The 15,337-nt window shown below is 47.1% G+C and carries 14 protein-coding genes; 9 read left to right on the top strand and 5 right to left on the bottom strand.

The window, feature by feature from the left end:
- Nucleotides 1-12: 12 nt before the first annotated feature.
- From GN277_RS05555 to GN277_RS05570, 4 genes are all read right to left on the bottom strand, one after another.
- Nucleotides 13-2,616, bottom strand: coding sequence for an ABC transporter permease (locus GN277_RS05555; RefSeq protein ID WP_159750196.1), 2,604 nt, complete (start codon nucleotides 2,614-2,616; stop codon nucleotides 13-15).
- The gene (locus tag GN277_RS05560) at nucleotides 2,613-3,296 is read right to left on the bottom strand and encodes an ABC transporter ATP-binding protein (RefSeq protein WP_159750197.1); all 684 of its coding nucleotides are present in this window, start codon (nucleotides 3,294-3,296) and stop codon (nucleotides 2,613-2,615) included. Before GN277_RS05560 ends, GN277_RS05555 begins: the two co-directional genes overlap by 4 nt.
- A 109-nt stretch (nucleotides 3,297-3,405) precedes the next feature.
- On the bottom strand, nucleotides 3,406-4,416 hold the full coding sequence (locus tag GN277_RS05565; RefSeq protein WP_159750198.1) for a sensor histidine kinase: 1,011 nt from the start codon (nucleotides 4,414-4,416) through the stop codon (nucleotides 3,406-3,408).
- 1 nt (nucleotide 4,417) lies between these two features.
- Nucleotides 4,418-5,098, bottom strand: a complete 681-nt coding sequence (locus GN277_RS05570; protein WP_159750199.1) for a response regulator transcription factor — start codon at nucleotides 5,096-5,098, stop codon at nucleotides 4,418-4,420.
- Nucleotides 5,099-5,240: 142 nt separating this feature from the next.
- On the opposite strand from GN277_RS05570, the gene GN277_RS05575 reads away from it, so the two are divergent.
- The 6 genes from GN277_RS05575 to GN277_RS05600 all read left to right on the top strand — a co-directional run bounded on the left by GN277_RS05575 (nucleotide 5,241) and on the right by GN277_RS05600 (nucleotide 12,371).
- Nucleotides 5,241-6,152, top strand: a complete 912-nt coding sequence (locus GN277_RS05575) for an ABC transporter ATP-binding protein (RefSeq protein WP_159750200.1) — start codon at nucleotides 5,241-5,243, stop codon at nucleotides 6,150-6,152.
- Nucleotides 6,127-8,118 carry a DUF6449 domain-containing protein gene (locus tag GN277_RS05580; RefSeq protein WP_159750201.1) on the top strand — a complete coding sequence of 664 codons (1,992 nt, stop codon included), beginning with the start codon at nucleotides 6,127-6,129 and terminating at the stop codon, nucleotides 8,116-8,118. Before GN277_RS05575 ends, GN277_RS05580 begins: the two co-directional genes overlap by 26 nt.
- Nucleotides 8,119-9,027 (top strand): carbohydrate kinase family protein, encoded by a 909-nt coding sequence (locus GN277_RS05585; protein WP_159750202.1) that lies wholly within the window; start codon nucleotides 8,119-8,121, stop codon nucleotides 9,025-9,027.
- Nucleotides 9,028-9,152: 125 nt separating this feature from the next.
- Nucleotides 9,153-10,637 (top strand): L-fucose/L-arabinose isomerase family protein, encoded by a 1,485-nt coding sequence (locus GN277_RS05590; protein WP_159750203.1) that lies wholly within the window; start codon nucleotides 9,153-9,155, stop codon nucleotides 10,635-10,637.
- Nucleotides 10,638-10,641: 4 nt separating this feature from the next.
- Complete coding sequence (xylB, locus tag GN277_RS05595; RefSeq protein ID WP_159750204.1) at nucleotides 10,642-12,099, top strand: xylulokinase; 1,458 nt, start codon at nucleotides 10,642-10,644, stop codon at nucleotides 12,097-12,099.
- 83 nt (nucleotides 12,100-12,182) lie between these two features.
- The gene (locus GN277_RS05600; RefSeq protein ID WP_159750205.1) at nucleotides 12,183-12,371 is read left to right on the top strand and encodes a hypothetical protein; all 189 of its coding nucleotides are present in this window, start codon (nucleotides 12,183-12,185) and stop codon (nucleotides 12,369-12,371) included.
- A gap of 103 nt (nucleotides 12,372-12,474) precedes the next feature.
- On the opposite strand, the gene GN277_RS05605 is transcribed toward GN277_RS05600, so the two are convergent.
- Complete coding sequence (locus GN277_RS05605; RefSeq protein ID WP_159750206.1) at nucleotides 12,475-13,242, bottom strand: HAD family hydrolase; 768 nt, start codon at nucleotides 13,240-13,242, stop codon at nucleotides 12,475-12,477.
- A 155-nt stretch (nucleotides 13,243-13,397) separates the two neighbouring features.
- On the opposite strand from GN277_RS05605, the gene rpiB reads away from it, so the two are divergent.
- From rpiB to GN277_RS05620, 3 genes are read left to right on the top strand one after another with little or no spacing between them, the layout of a single operon-like run.
- Entirely contained in the window at nucleotides 13,398-13,850 is a 453-nt protein-coding gene (gene rpiB, locus GN277_RS05610; protein ID WP_159750207.1) for a ribose 5-phosphate isomerase B, read from the top strand.
- A 52-nt stretch (nucleotides 13,851-13,902) separates the two neighbouring features.
- Nucleotides 13,903-14,535 (top strand): HAD family hydrolase, encoded by a 633-nt coding sequence (locus GN277_RS05615; RefSeq protein WP_159750208.1) that lies wholly within the window; start codon nucleotides 13,903-13,905, stop codon nucleotides 14,533-14,535.
- Between the two features lie 16 nt (nucleotides 14,536-14,551).
- Nucleotides 14,552-15,319: an HD domain-containing protein gene (locus tag GN277_RS05620; protein WP_159750209.1), complete on the top strand. Its 768-nt coding sequence runs from the start codon at nucleotides 14,552-14,554 to the stop codon at nucleotides 15,317-15,319.
- Nucleotides 15,320-15,337: the final 18 nt, after the last annotated feature.

The raw sequence follows: 15,337 nt of genomic DNA on the forward strand, positions 1-15,337 counted from the left end.
CTGCTGCTATTTTTAATTCATCTTTAATTCATCCACAATATTATTCTTCCGAATCACTCCCATGGTATACAGCATAGTCAGGAACACCACCAGGAACACCCCAATGGCAGCCACAGACAGATATCCCCAGGGAATCAAAAACTCCACATCCGCCCCCGCGCCGAGAGTTCGGTACAATGCCGCGCTTATCAGTCCGGTAAATAAGAAGCCATAAATCAAAGAACGTATTCCATAAATCAGACATTCATAATTCATCATTTTCTGAAACCCCTTCGGAGACATTCCCATTGAGCGCAGCATGGCGAATTCTTTCCGACGAAGCATCAGGTTCGTGGAAATGGTATGGAATACATTGGCAACTGCAATCAGGGAAATCAATATCACAAATCCATAGGTCAGCACCTTCATGGCTATAATTGTATTTCTGTCTGTCTCATATTCTTCCCGTACATTTTGGAGATATCCACAGTCCGACAACTGCTTTTCCTCCATTCTAGCTTCCAGCTCACGGAAGGTTTCGGTAGAATTTTCACATTGGATGGCATACACCGCGTTCAGGAGTTCAGTCTGAAAACTGTCATAGAATTTCTGGTACATGCTTTCCGGAAGAATCATGACAATCCGGTCTGAATAGTCCTCAAAGGAGTCAGGCATCTGATTGATTGCATCGGCAAGCTCGAATTCCATGGTCTTATTAAAAACTGCGGCCAGTCCCTCGTCGTCATATTCCAGATATCCCCCGTCAAACAGTTGGTCAGGTTCTTCGGGGAAAATAGTCTGCTTTTCATACCGGTCGGTTTCAGGGTTAAAATTCTTTGCGGTATTTAAATACAAAACTTTTATGTGCCCGCTGTTTTGATAAGAGGATACATTTACCTTCTGCTCCCTGGCAAACTTCCTGAAATCCTCATCCCCAAGAATCAGCATGGTCCCGTGAATCCAGTACCTATCATTTTCCGGAGAAATCTCCTGCGAATAGACGCTGAGAAGCCCTGTCTGAGCCCATTCCTTAGGAACAGGAAAATAGACGGTTTTGACATAATGCTTCGAGACGGTGTGGATTCCCTCTGTATGATTTATTACATCCTCCACATCTGCTTCATTTTCGTCTACATCTGCATAAATCGTATACTTCAAATCTGTTTCCGGTGGGCTTAGTACGAACGCTCCGGTCTTAAGAAGGTACATATTAAACAGTCCGGCAGCCGTAAACAGCCCGATGCTCATGGTCAGAGAGATTACGGTTGCCCGATATTTTCTGCGGTCCCGCTTATAATTCTTCTGTGCCATCATCCCCTCAAGACCAAACACAGCAGAAACCCATTTTCTCGTCTTAACCTCATTTGGCCTGATACGGATATCCGTACTGGAACGGATTGCCTCCATTGGCGTAATCTTGCGAATTCTCCTGGAAGGAATCCACACAGAAATCATAATCGTCACAAATGCAATGGCAGCCGCCAAAGCCAAAGCCCAGACAGGGACATATAGAGGAATTCCCTGTTTTGTGCCGTGAATCCAGTTGGTCAGCCCTTTGCCGATATAATGAAGGGTCACGCCGATTCCGCCGACTCCTGCAAGGAGACCAAGAGGGATGCCGACAGCGCTTACGAAAAATGCTTCATACCGCATGGAGCGCCGAAGCTGTTTTTTCGTTGCCCCAATAGAGCAAAGAAGTCCAAACTGTACTGTTCTTTCACGCAGAGAAATAGAAAATGCGTTGTAAATCAGCGTAATCGAGCCAGCCATGATAACTGCAATCAATATGCCCAAAAGTCCTGTGAGTACAATGGTCAAATTGGAGTTATCCACGATTCCAAGCCACCGAAGGAGAGAGCTGTTGTACATTACTGTTGTTCCCTCCTGCTCCAGATTTTTACCTGCAAAATCATAGACCTGGCGGGGATGCTTCAATTCCAGAAATACATCCTGATATGTGGTTTCATCAGAGGTGGGGCCTGCCAGCACATCATACCCAGGCGCCCAGAAGGACACATCCGGCCAGGTGGAGTAGATACCGACCACGGTAAATGTCCGTGTGTTTGTGGGGGTAAATGTCTCGTCATCCTCGTACTCGTCATCCATGTATTCATTGTTCTGAGAAAGCCGGACGCCCTGATAGGAACGCTCGCCAAGCTCTAATGTCAGCACGTCGCCAATCTTCGTCTGATTACCCTCTGCTTCATTTGCCAGCAATAATGCAGGGACAGCAATCTCATCTGCTGTCTCAGGCATCCGCCCCTCCTTCATGTCGGCAGGCAGCATTTCTAAGGCTTCTTTGGACAACGCCCTTACATACAGATAAGGGACGGAGGGCGAATTTAGCGCTGCCGGTTCAAACCAGGCGTATCCAAGAGTTTTAAGGGTCGCCGCCTTTGCCACATCTTCATGCTCGGTCAGCTCTTTTACCTGAGTTGAATCCGTACCCGTGACGGCCACATGCCAGTTTCCGTTTGTAGAAATGCTGAAATCCACCAGAAATTTCTGGAAACTGGTGCCAAAAGTCGCAACCGCGGTAATCATAGAAGTAGATAAAATGACGCCGATAATCGTCACAATGGTTCGGACACGGTTCGCCCGCATAGTTTTCGCTGTAATCTTTGAGAAAATATTCATCGCCGGATCACCTCGTCTTTCACAATCCGCCCATCCTCCAGGGCAAGAATACGGTCTGCCTGAAGGGCGATATTTTCATCATGGGTAATTACAATGATGGTTTGGTGGTAAACTTCATTAGAATAGCGAAGAAGCTTCATAATCTCTCGACTGTTCTCACTGTCCAGGTTGCCGGTAGGCTCGTCGGCAAGGAGAAGCGCCGGTGCGTTTAACAGCGCCCTTCCGATAGAAACCCTCTGCTGCTGCCCGCCGGAGAGTTGGTTTGGAAGGTGGCCCTCCCGTTTTTTAAGCTTCAAAAGGTCAAGAAGTTCTTCTAATCGTTTCTCATTGATATCCCTACCGTCCATCAGTACAGGAAGGGACATATTTTCACGCACATTCAGTACAGGAATCAGATTATAGAACTGGTAAATCAGCCCGACCTGACGCCTGCGGAAGATAGCCAGCTCCTCCTCGTCCTGAGCGTAGACATCCACGCCGCCTACCGTCACTCTTCCAGAGGTAGGACGGTCAACACCGCCAATCAGATGCAAAAGCGTGGATTTGCCAGAACCGGAGGAACCGACAATAGAGATAAATTCTCCGCGGTTCGCAGAAAATGACACATTCTCCAATGCATGAACCGCATTTTCACCCTCCCCATAAACCTTACAAAGCTCCTCAATCCTTAATATTTCCATACGATTCCCCTTCTTCAAATAAACTTTCAGGACAATCTATCCTGATGTAAGTATAAGTATATGTTATCCATATTACTCGACCGTGACTATTCTATAACAAATCTGTCACTTACACCATTGTCTTATAAAAACGTATCCGAAACTGTCCGCCGCCCTCCTTAGCATTCTGGGCTTGAATCACTGCATTTTCCCGCGAAAGAATCATCTGTGCCAGAGCCAGCCCAATGCCGAAGCTGTCCTTTCCCGCATTTTCCCCGCGGTAAAATCGCTCAAACAGATGGGGAAGGTCTGTCTTAGGAATTCCAGGACCGGAATCAGTAATCTGAAGCTCTGTATAGAGCGGATTTTCCTCACAGCAGATGGTAAGCGCTTTGCCGTCCGGCGTATATTCCAACCCATTTTTAATCACATTCTGCACAGCCTCCAATGTCCAGGCATAGTCTCCTATAAATGATTTGTTATCCGCGCCGCTGATCTTACAGGTCTTACTGTGGATATCCATGGCAAGTTCAAAGGGTGAGACTGCATCTGCCAGGAAATTTTTAAGAGAAATCCTTTCTTTTTGCAGGGAAATGCTTCCGGCTTCCAGCTTTGACATCTTAAGGAGGGCAGTCACCAGCCACTCGATTTTGGAAAGCAGCTTCTGCGCATCCCGAAGGAGGCGTCTCCTGGCGTCTGAATTAAGCTCTGGACTTCTCATGCGTTCCAGAAGGATATGGAGCGCTGTAAGGGGCGTCCGTATCTGGTGGGAGATATCTGCAAGGGCATCTGCAAGAGAGGATTTCTCTTTTTGCAGAAGGTCCGCCTGCTCCTTTAAACGGATGGTCATTTTATAAATCTCATCCCGCAAAATTTCCAAATCACCCTCATGAAAATGTTTAAATTCCGGCATGGAATTACCATGAAGAATTTCATCAATCTGCTTTGCAAGCAGCCGTATTCCTTGGTAACGTCTGCTTTCCCGATAGAGATGCAGGATACACCAGAAGATACTGCAAAAAAACGCCGCAATCGCAGCGTTCTCACCTAATATGAACCACGCGGTCAGACCGGCAAGAAAAGTTCCTGCCGCCGACAGCCACGTCTGTCTGACAAAATCTCTGTTACGAAATCTCCACATATTACGATACCTCCATTCGATAGCCAAGTCCCCGTACTGTTTTAATGATTTCCGGATTCTGTGGATCTCGTTCAATCTTATCGCGGAGACGTTTGATATAGACGGTCAGCGTATTATCATTCACATACTCGCCCACCACATCCCAGATTTCTTCAAGTAATTGTCCGCGGGAGAGAATCTTGCCGCGGTTATTTAAGAATACAAGGAACAGGCGGTATTCCAGTGCCGAGAGGAATATTTCTTCCCCCTGGCGGGATACCACGCCCTTCTCGGTATCCACCTTCAAATCCCCTGCGTGTACGACGCCGCCGGATTTTCCAGCGCGTCTCAGTACGGAACGCATACGGGAGACCAGCTCACGGGGGCGGAAAGGCTTGCTGATATAGTCGTCCGCCCCCATGTCAAGCCCCGTTACGACTGAGAATTCATCGCCAAGGGCAGTCAGAAAGATAACAGGGATATCGTATTTTGCTTTGATAGCTGTGCAGGTGCTGTAGCCATTGCCCTCTGCAAGTGTGACGTCCAGCAGAATAAGCTTGGGGCGGTCAGCTTCGAGTAGTTCCATTGCTTTGCGCTGCCCGTCTGAGGAAATGACTTCAAAGCCTTCATCCTTTAAAAATGCCGACAGATTCTCAACGATTGTCGGGTCGTCTTCGATTAATAATACTTTGGTTTCTAACATGAGGGTTCTCCATAATTAGTTTCTTTGACCTCATTTTAACATAGAAAAGCAGACGGGGACAATCGAAAATAGTCTGCTTTGGTTGCATTTTTGCCTCCCCATGCCTATAATGTAAAAAAGCGCAGGACAAGAGGAGGAAATTATGATAGAGATACGGCATGTGACAAAACATTTTGACAGCATTACCGCTTTGAATGACGTGACATTTACCATCCCTAAGGGCAGGATATTCGGGCTGCTTGGCACCAACGGCGCGGGAAAAAGCACGCTGCTTCGGGCAATGGCGGGAATCTTATCCTGCGACGAGGGGGAGCTTCTGATAGACGGGGAGGCGTGTTATGACAATCCCAAGGTCAAGGAAAGCTTCTTTTATCTTCCAGACGACCCCTATTATTTCCCCAATGCAAGCATGGAGGTGATGACAGATTTTTACCGCCGGCAGTATAAAGGCATGAGCGCAGAAGCCGTGGGCTACATGGCAGAGCGTTTAGAGTTGGACACCAGAAGACCCTTGCGTACGTTTTCCAAGGGAATGAAGCGGCAGGCGTTTCTGATTATGGCATTGTGCGCTAATACAGATTATCTGTTATGCGACGAGGTATTTGACGGGCTTGACCCTGTGGTGACGGAGGTTATGAAGAAGTTGTTTCTAAGGGAAATGGAGGAGCAAAGCCGTACGGTTGTGGTTGCAGCCCACAAGCTTAAGGATTTGGAGGAGTTCTGCCAGGATATCGCAATCCTGCACAAAGGCGGGATGCTCCTTGCCGGAGACATGCGCAGGAGGGCAGGGGAAATCTACAAGCTTCAATGTGTGTTCGACGGGGAAATGCATGAAAAAGCGCAGGAATATCTGAACGTCTGTCTGGATGTAGTCCGATTTCGGCAGGAGGGATATTTTACCACATTGATTGTAAGAGGCGAAAAGGAGAAGATTTTAGAGCAGATTCAACGGGAAAATCCAGTGTTCTGCCGAGAGGTTCCCATGACGCTTCAGGAGATATTTCTTGCGGAAATGGAGGGGAACGGTTATGACGTCAGCAAAGTATTTCAGTAGATGGTTTCGGGAGGCTGGGCGATCCCATCTGGTATCGGTTCTTTCCTGGGGGTTTTTATCTTTGTATATGGTTATGACTCTGGTGGATATTTCTGCGGATTCAGAGTATGTATTTTTCGGGCTTGGGAGTATGGAATTATGCATTCTGTGCACAGTGCTTGGGCTTGCGTTTTCTGGTCTTGAATTCTTCTACCTGTTTCAAGTCAGGCAGCAGGACTTCTATTATAGCCTTCCTGTGAAGAAAAGTACTGTGTTTTTCAGCAGATATATTCATGGGCTTTGTCAGTTTTTTACTCCGCTTCTGGTTACTCAGATGCTTCTTGCTGTCTATGAGGCTGTGAATATTCGGAATTTTACCCCATATGCAGGGGCTTACCTGGCAAGAAGCGTTGGCGCTGCCCTGTTGGTTTTTCTGATTTTTTACCATACGGGCATACTTGCCGTGGTCATTTCAGGGAAAATAATTACGGCTGTGGCCGCGCTAGTATTGTTCCTTTTGTATTTTCAGGTGATGATACAGAATATTTTCTATGGATATGTTAAGGAATTTTATCTGCATTTTTACAGGATTCCCCTTTTTGATGAAGCCGGCAAGCTGTTGGCGCCGTTTGCGCTTGCTAAGAGTCTGATGGGAACAGGGATATACGACTGCAAGGAGGTTTGGGAGTATGAGCCAAAGGGGAGCGCTGTTTTGGCGGCGTTTCTCTGGGCGGGAGTATTTCTGACATTGGCATTGCTGGTGCACAAAGAACGAAAAACGGAGAAGACAGGGCGTGCGTTCGTATCTGCCTGGGCTGAGCGTGTGGTTGAAGGAGCTGTTTCATTACTTGCAGGGATGGGCTTTGGAATCTTACTTTTGGATATGACCCAGGTGAAGGAATACGGCATAGCGGCAGAGGTCTTGGTGATAGGAGTCTGTGGGATTGTTGGGGCGTGTGGAGGACATTTGCTCATAGAGTGTCTGGTTTGGACACAGGGGAGTGGGCTTTGGAGGAGAAAATGGCAGATGTGTGTGGTAAGCGTGTGTGCGTTTGCGGCAGGATGCATGTTCCTGGCCAACAAGACGGGCTTTGATAATTATATACCAAAAAGAGAACAGGTGGCGGAGATGGCTTTTTGCATCAACGGTATTGATATGAGCCAGAGACAGTTTGGGCGTGCAAAAACAGAGGATAATTCTGTGACAGAGGAACGGCTGCTGTGGTATTCTATGGCAGAGGAGGAGAGTATTGACGAAGGGTTTACGTGGGTCCAGGGTGTGCTTAATGGGGGAGATTCAAAAGTCACCACAGCGACGGTTTGTTATCGCTTAAAGGACGGCAGCAGACGCTACAGGCGTTATCCGCTGAATCAAAAGGCTTTGGATTCTTTTGCAAATGTATATGAGACGAAAGAGTATAAGAAACGGGCTTATCCGCTGATTGAGGTAAAGGATGTGAAGAAGGGGCAGATTACCTGGTCGGATGGGATAGACGAGAGGATGCTTGGAATGTCGGAGAGGGAGAAGGAGGCGTTGCTTGCCGCCTATAAGGAGGACGTTGCAGGGCTTAAGATGGACGATTTAAAAACGGATTTTCCCGTGGGATGTATGGAAATTATTTCCGAGGTGGACGGAATCTATCAGGAGGCAATGATTTATCCCTTCTTTGAGAAGACCCTAAAGGTCCTTGAAGGCGCGGGAGTTGACGCAGATAAATCTCTTGCCGATTATAAGATTGCATCAATGAAGGTACAAACCTCCACACCAATGTCCAAGGGGTACTCTGGCGGTGTAAATGTGCATTTTTATGACAAGGAAAATGATATTGCACAGTGGAGTAAAAAGCTGATTCCGGATAATCTGGCGATACAGCCTTTGCTTTGTCCGGTAAAACCTTACGTGGAGGCAGAGGTTCAGGTTGAGGATGAAGCTGTGGGAGGAATTGTAGTTGTGGACTGCTATGAGATGGAAGGAGGAGTGGAGTAAATGGAAACAGGAGAGCCGGAGGTATTGGTGATTGGCGCGGCAATCATAGACGTGCTAGTCCGTCCGGCGGATGAGGCGGTATTTCACACGGGCTCTTATCCGGCCGAGGACATCCGTATGTCGGTAGGGGCGGATGCGCTGAACGAGGCCACGGTGCTTGCCCGACTGGGAAAGAAGGTTGGGCTTGTTACGGTGATTGGTAATGATCAGGCCGGAGACGGGATTCTGCGGCATTGCAGGCGGGAGGGGATCCTCCTTGGGGATGATTGTGTGCGGGAAGGAATGGTGACAGGGATTAATGTGGTGCTGGTAGGGAAGGACGCTAACCGCAGCTTCCTTACGAACGCCAGAGGCAGCCTTAGAAAGCTCAGCCTTTCGGATATTCGTATGCCCTTTCCGGAGAGTGTAAAAATCATCTGTTTTGCCAGTATCTTCGTGTTCCCCAAGATCGGCGCAGATGAGCTTTTGCATATATTTGCACAGGCAAAGAGGCAGAACAAGATTGTTTGTGCGGATATGACGAAGCGTAAGAATGGGGAGACGCTTAAGGACATGGCAGAGGCATTTTCTTATATTGATTACTTATTGCCAAACCATGAGGAGGCAATGCTGCTGACGGGAAAGGACACAGCTTTTGAGGCGGCGAGGGCGATTCTTGAAACGGGTGTGAAAAACGTGGTGATTAAGTGTGGCAAGAAGGGAGCTTTGGTGATGAATCAGAAGGAAGCTTATATGGTGCCTGGGAAAAAGGGGGTATCGTGTGTTGATACGACAGGCGCGGGAGACAGCTTTGCGGCGGGATTTATTTTTGCCCTGTCTAAAGGAGGCACACTTAAGGAATGTGCGGAGTATGGAAATGAATGTGGCGCCAGGGCGGTTGCCGTAGCTGGAGCGACGGAATGGCTGTAAGTGAAGAAGGGTCGAAGGTTGAGTTTAAGATAAAGTCTAATTATTGAGTTGTATCTCGGCAAAAAAATTGATAGAATGACATTAGTATGGTAAAACGTAACGTATATTTAAGGAGGAGCAACACTATGAACAACATACCAGAATTGAAGATTGGAGTAGTAGCAGTAAGCCGTGACTGTTTCCCAGAGAGCCTGTCCGTGACAAGAAGGAAAAACTTAATGAAAGCATATACGGAGAAATATGGTGAGGAAGGAATCTACGAATGTCCGGTTTGTATCGTGGAGAGTGAGCTTCACATGGTACAGGCATTGGAGGATATTAAGGCGGCGGGATGTAACGCGCTGGTGGTATATCTTGGAAATTTTGGGCCAGAGATAGCAGAGACGCTTCTTGCTAAGCATTTTGAAGGGCCGAAGATGTTTATCGCAGCGGCCGAAGAACGGGGAGACAATCTGGTACAGGGACGGGGCGACGCATACTGCGGTATGCTCAACGCAAGCTATAACTTAAAGCTTCGCAACGTAAAGGCATACATACCGGAATATCCCGTAGGGGACGCCGAGGAATGTGCGGATATGATTCATGAGTTTATCCCAATCGCAAGGGCAATCGTAGGACTTGGTGAACTCAAAATCATCAGCTTCGGGCCAAGGCCGCTTAATTTCCTTGCATGTAACGCACCCATTAAGCAGCTCTATAACCTGGGGATTGAGATTGAGGAAAACTCAGAGCTTGATTTGTTCGAGGCATTTAACAGACATGCAGGTGATGAGAGGATTCCTGCAATCGTGAAAGAGATGGAGGATGAACTTGGAGCAGGGAATAAGAAGCCGGAGATTCTTGAGAAGCTGGCGCAGTATGAGCTGACATTGAAGGATTGGATTGACGAGCACAAGGGTTACCGCAAATACGTTGCCCTTGCCGGAAAATGCTGGCCTGCATTCCAGACTCAGTTTGGATTTGTGCCCTGCTATGTAAACAGCCGACTGACCGCACAGGGGATACCGGTATCCTGTGAGGTGGATATTTACGGTACTTTGAGTGAATTTATCGGAGCAGTAGTAAGTAAGGACGTGGTAACCCTTCTGGATATCAATAATTCTGTGCCGAAGGATATGTACGAAGAAGAAATTAAGGGTAAATATGACTATACGCAGCAGGAAACGTTTATGGGCTTCCACTGTGGCAATACAGCCTCCAAGAAGCTGACCTTCTGCGAGATGAAATATCAGATGATTATGGCAAGGACTTTGCCAGAGGAAGTGACCCAGGGAACTCTGGAGGGAGATATTGTACCGGGGGATATTACGTTCTACCGCCTGCAAAGTACGGCGGACAATAAGCTGCGCGCTTATATCGCTCACGGCGAGGTACTTCCGGTTGCAACACGCTCCTTCGGAGGCATCGGTGTATTTGCGATTCCGCAGATGGGAAGATTCTACCGCCATGTGCTGATTGAGGGCGGATATCCCCATCATGGCGCGGTAGCGTTTGGACATCACGGAAAGGCTTTGTTTGAAGTGTTTAAGTATATTGGGGTGCCGGTGGAGGAGATTGGATACAACCAGCCTGCAGGTGTAAGATACCCGACCGAGAATCCATGGAGATAGAAGTATGTTATACATAGGAGTAGATTTAGGAACGTCCGCAGTAAAGCTGTTACTGATGGACGGTGACGGAAAGATTCACAAAATCGTATCAAAGGAATATCCGCTGTATTTCCCCCATGCCGGCTGGTCTGAGCAAAAGCCGGAGGATTGGTTTACACAGGCTATGGAGGGCATCAAAGAGTTGGTCAGCGAGTGTGACAGAAGCCAGGTGGCAGGCATAAGCTTTGGAGGCCAGATGCATGGATTAGTGGCTCTCGATAAAGAAGATCGGGTGATTCGTCCCGCAATCCTGTGGAACGATGGAAGGACTGGGGCGGAGACGGATTATCTGAATCAGGAGATTGGTAAGGACAAGCTGTCTCGGTATACGGCGAATATTGCCTTTGCAGGATTTACGGCGCCTAAGCTTCTCTGGATGAAGAAGCATGAGCCGCAGAATTTTGATAGAATTAGCAAGATTATGCTGCCTAAGGATTATCTGGCATATTGTCTGTCCGGCTCATTCTGTACGGACGTTTCAGACGCGTCCGGTATGCTGCTTATGGATGTTAAGAATCGGCGCTGGTCTGAGGAAATGCTGAAAATCTGCGGGATTACGAAAGAGCAGCTTCCAAAATTATATGAAAGCTATGAGGTGGTCGGCGTCTTGAAGCCGGAGGTTGCCCGAAAATTAGGTCTTTCTGCAAAGGTAAAGGTCATTGCAGGGGCAGGCGATAACGCGGCGGCAGCAGTTGGCACCGGAACCGTAGGCGACGGAATGTGCAACATTTCCCTGGGTACGTCAGGAACCATCTTTATCTCAAGCAAGTCCTTTGGGGTGGATGAAAATAATGCGTTACATTCTTTTGCCCATGCAGACGGACATTACCATTTGATGGGATGTATGCTGAGCGCAGCGTCCTGTAACAAGTGGTGGAGTGAGGAGATTCTAAAGACAAAGGATTTCGGGGCAGAGCAGGCGAAGATTGCTAAGCTTGGGGAGAATCAGGTGTTCTATCTTCCATATCTCATGGGAGAGCGTTCCCCTCATAATAATCCGGATGCCAGAGCCATGTTTATCGGTATGTCCATGGACACAGCCAGAGAAGATATGACCCAGGCGGTACTGGAGGGAGTGACCTTCGGACTTCGGGATTCCTTAGAGGTGGCCAAGAGCCTGGGGCTTCAGATTGAGCGCACGAAGATTTGCGGCGGCGGCGCTAAGAGTTCTCTCTGGAAAAAAATTCTTGCAAATATTATGAATCTGAAAGTAGACGTGATTGAGAGCGAGGAGGGGCCCGCCCTCGGCGGCGCCATGCTTGCGGCGGTGGGATGTAAAGAGTATCCAGATGTGGAAACCATTGCAGGGAAGGTTGTAAAGGTTGTGGATACGGTAGAGCCAGAGCCAGAGTTAGTGGCAAAGTATGAGGAGAGATATCAGAAGTTTAAGAAAATCTATCCAGCGGTGAAGGAATTATTCTAAGTGAATTGAGGCTTTACACACCAAATGCTTATTGCTATAATGAAGGTATCAAATCGATGGCATGAAAAAGCGGGGTGATAGATATGCCAAGTGCAGCAGATATAATCAAGGATTATGTTACAGAATTTTCGCGGTTACAGGATTGGATGACGCCGATTAAAGATGTTGCGCCAGATACTTACGAATCAATGCATAAAAGATATTTGGAATTAAAAGTAACCCTTTCAAGTTTAGGTGTGAATCTTACAGAGATTGACAGAATAAAAGAATAATTAATATGAACAAGGTGCAAGCGTCGGGCTTCTTCCTAATCCGTTGCACCTTGTTTTTGATTATATTTCTTTAGGCAAAGGCCGTCTGCCTCAATGCTGATCGCTACAGCCGTTTGAGCACATCCTCCACCGAATCCGTCACGTCTGTGGAGTATTGCGAAATCCCAGGCGCACAGTCTGCCATGGCATAGCTGGTGCCCGCGAATTTCAGCATCTCCACATCATTATACTGATCCCCAAACGCCATACACTCCTCCGGCATAACCCCCAGATGTTCAGCCAGATTCGCGAGGGCGGTTCCTTTGTTGGCGTTAGGTGCAATAAAATCAATCCAAATCATCCCAGAGGTGACCACCTTTATCTCGGCTTCAAACATTTTCTGAAAATAAGCCATGATATTGTCTGTACCCGAAAAATCACAGACAGCAATCTTAAGGAAGGGTTCTGTAATTTCCTCCAGTCTGTCCACGATTCTCATATCATAGCGTACAACATCTAAAATATGCCGGATAAAGGCAGGGTCCTTGGAATCCGTATAGCAGGCGGACTCACAGGACAAGAGACAGTGGCAGCCGCCCCGTTCGCGGACAGCCTTAAAAATGCGAAATCCCAGATCACGTTCAATCAGACCTTTGGAAATTACCTGATTATGGCAGACACACAGAGAGCCATTTTCCGCAATATAGTGGATATCATCCTTGACAGGATCAAAGAGAAGACGAAGATTGTAGTACTGCCTTCCGCTTGCGGCAGCGAATTGTATTCCTTTTTCTTTTAACCTTTTAACGATATCACAAAAGCCGGCAGGCAATTCCTGGGCGCCGTTTTTAAGTATAGTACCGTCAAGGTCGCTTGAGATTAATTTTATCATAGATTACTCCTTTTTGCTGTTAGCAGGTTCAGTACCTTATTGAATTATAAAATGTGAAAATGTGGAAGTCAAGTGAATTTGGTGTGTTGTATGTTGCGAATTATGTGTGGGGATATTATAATGTAAGAATCATACGTGAAAGGGAGGATAGATTGATGAAAATAGGTATTGGCAACGACCATTCGGCAGTTGGGATGAAGAATGAGATTATGGAGTATCTGAAGGAATTGGGGTACGAGGTTGTGAATTATGGTACGGACAGCAATGAAAGCTGTAATTATGCCGCCTATGGTGAGAGGGTGGCAAGGGCGGTCGCAGCGAAGGAGGTAGACCTTGGAGTTTTAATCTGTGGGACAGGTGTGGGAATCTCTCTTGCCGCCAATAAGGTGAAGGGAATCAGGGCGGCCGTGTGCTCGGAGTCCTGTACGGCAAGGCTGGTGAGACAGCATAATAATGCGAACATTCTTGCATTTGGAGCAAGGATTATTGGGATAGAGACAGCAAAAGAGATTGTAAAGGCGTGGTTAGACGCTGAGTTTGAGGGCGGCCGTCATCAGGAACGGGTAGATATGATTATGGCTATTGAGGAAAGCAGAACGGATTCATAGTTAAAAAACAGGAAGATTATGAAATTAAAATAAGAAAAGGGGAAGAACATACATGGCAGTAGGCATTATATTTGATGTAGATGGAACACTGTGGGATTCCACAGATGAAGTGGCAGTCTCATGGAATCAGGCGATACGGGAGCATGCCAGGATTGAACGCACATTGACAGGAGAAGAATTGAAGAAGGAGTTTGGGAAGCCCTTAGACGAGATTATGGACGACCTGTTTCCAGAGCTTAACCGTGGCGAGAAGGATGAATTGGCGTACTACATGTATCAATATGAGAATGAGCATGTGAAGGATGCGCCTTGTGTCTGCTATGACCAGATGCCGGAGACTATCCGCACTCTGAGTGAAAAGTATCCCCTGTTCATTGTCAGTAACTGCCAGTCTGGCTATATAGAGGCATTTTTGGAAAATACAGGGCTTGGCGCTTGTATTAGAGATTTCACATGTCCTGGGGATACGGGGCAATTAAAAGGCGATAATATCAGGATTATTATGGAAAGAAACGGAATCGAGAGTGCGGTATATGTGGGTGATACCCAAGGGGATGCAGATGCCTGTAAAAAAGCAGGGGTTCCGATGATATATGCGGCATATGGCTTCGGAGATGTGAAGGGCGACTATGTGACCATTCATTCTTTTGATGAGTTACTCCGTCTTAACTTTGATAAGCTCTAGGTGATTGGGGGATAAGATGGATTTATTACACGCTAAGAAAGTATTTGAACAATATCTGGACGGATATGACAGAGAGGATGATAAGGTTCGGCTTAAGATTGTGCATACCTATGGGGTAGCAAAATGCAGCCGCCAGATTGCAGAACGGATGCAGCTTCCCAAAGAAGAACAGGAATTGGCGCAGTTAATCGGACTTCTTCATGATATCGGAAGGTTTGAACAGTTGAAACGCTTCGACAGCTTCGAGCCGGATACCATGGATCACGCAAGTTTTGGCGTTCGGATACTTTTTGAGGAGGGATTAATCCGGAATTTTGTGAAGGAGGATACCTTTGATGAGGTAATCCGGACAGCGATTGCAAAGCATAGTGATTTTCGGCTTCAGGGGATTACCGATGACCGGACATTGAGGCATGCTCGAATTATCAGGGATGCTGATAAGCTGGATAACTGCCGCGTGAAGCTGGAGGACACCATAGAGACTATATTGGGGGTTACGGCAAGGGAAGTAGGAGAGACGGCGATAAGTGGTGAGATTTTAGAACAGTTTAAAAGAAAAGAGTCCATCCTTTCCTCTGCCAGAAGGACAAAGATGGACTATTGGCTGTCTTATCTGGCGTATTTTTTTGACATTAATTATAAGGTGTCTATGGACATGATACGGGAAAATGATTACATAAAGCGGCTGATTCGCAGGATTCCTTATTCTAATCCCCAGACTAAGGTACAGATGGGAGAGGTTGAAGAAATGCTTTTAAGAAATGCCGAAGAATTTACACAATGAAACTTAAGAGACTGATAA

Source organism: Sporofaciens musculi (assembly GCF_009830285.1).
GTDB classification, from domain to species: domain Bacteria; phylum Bacillota; class Clostridia; order Lachnospirales; family Lachnospiraceae; genus Sporofaciens; species Sporofaciens musculi.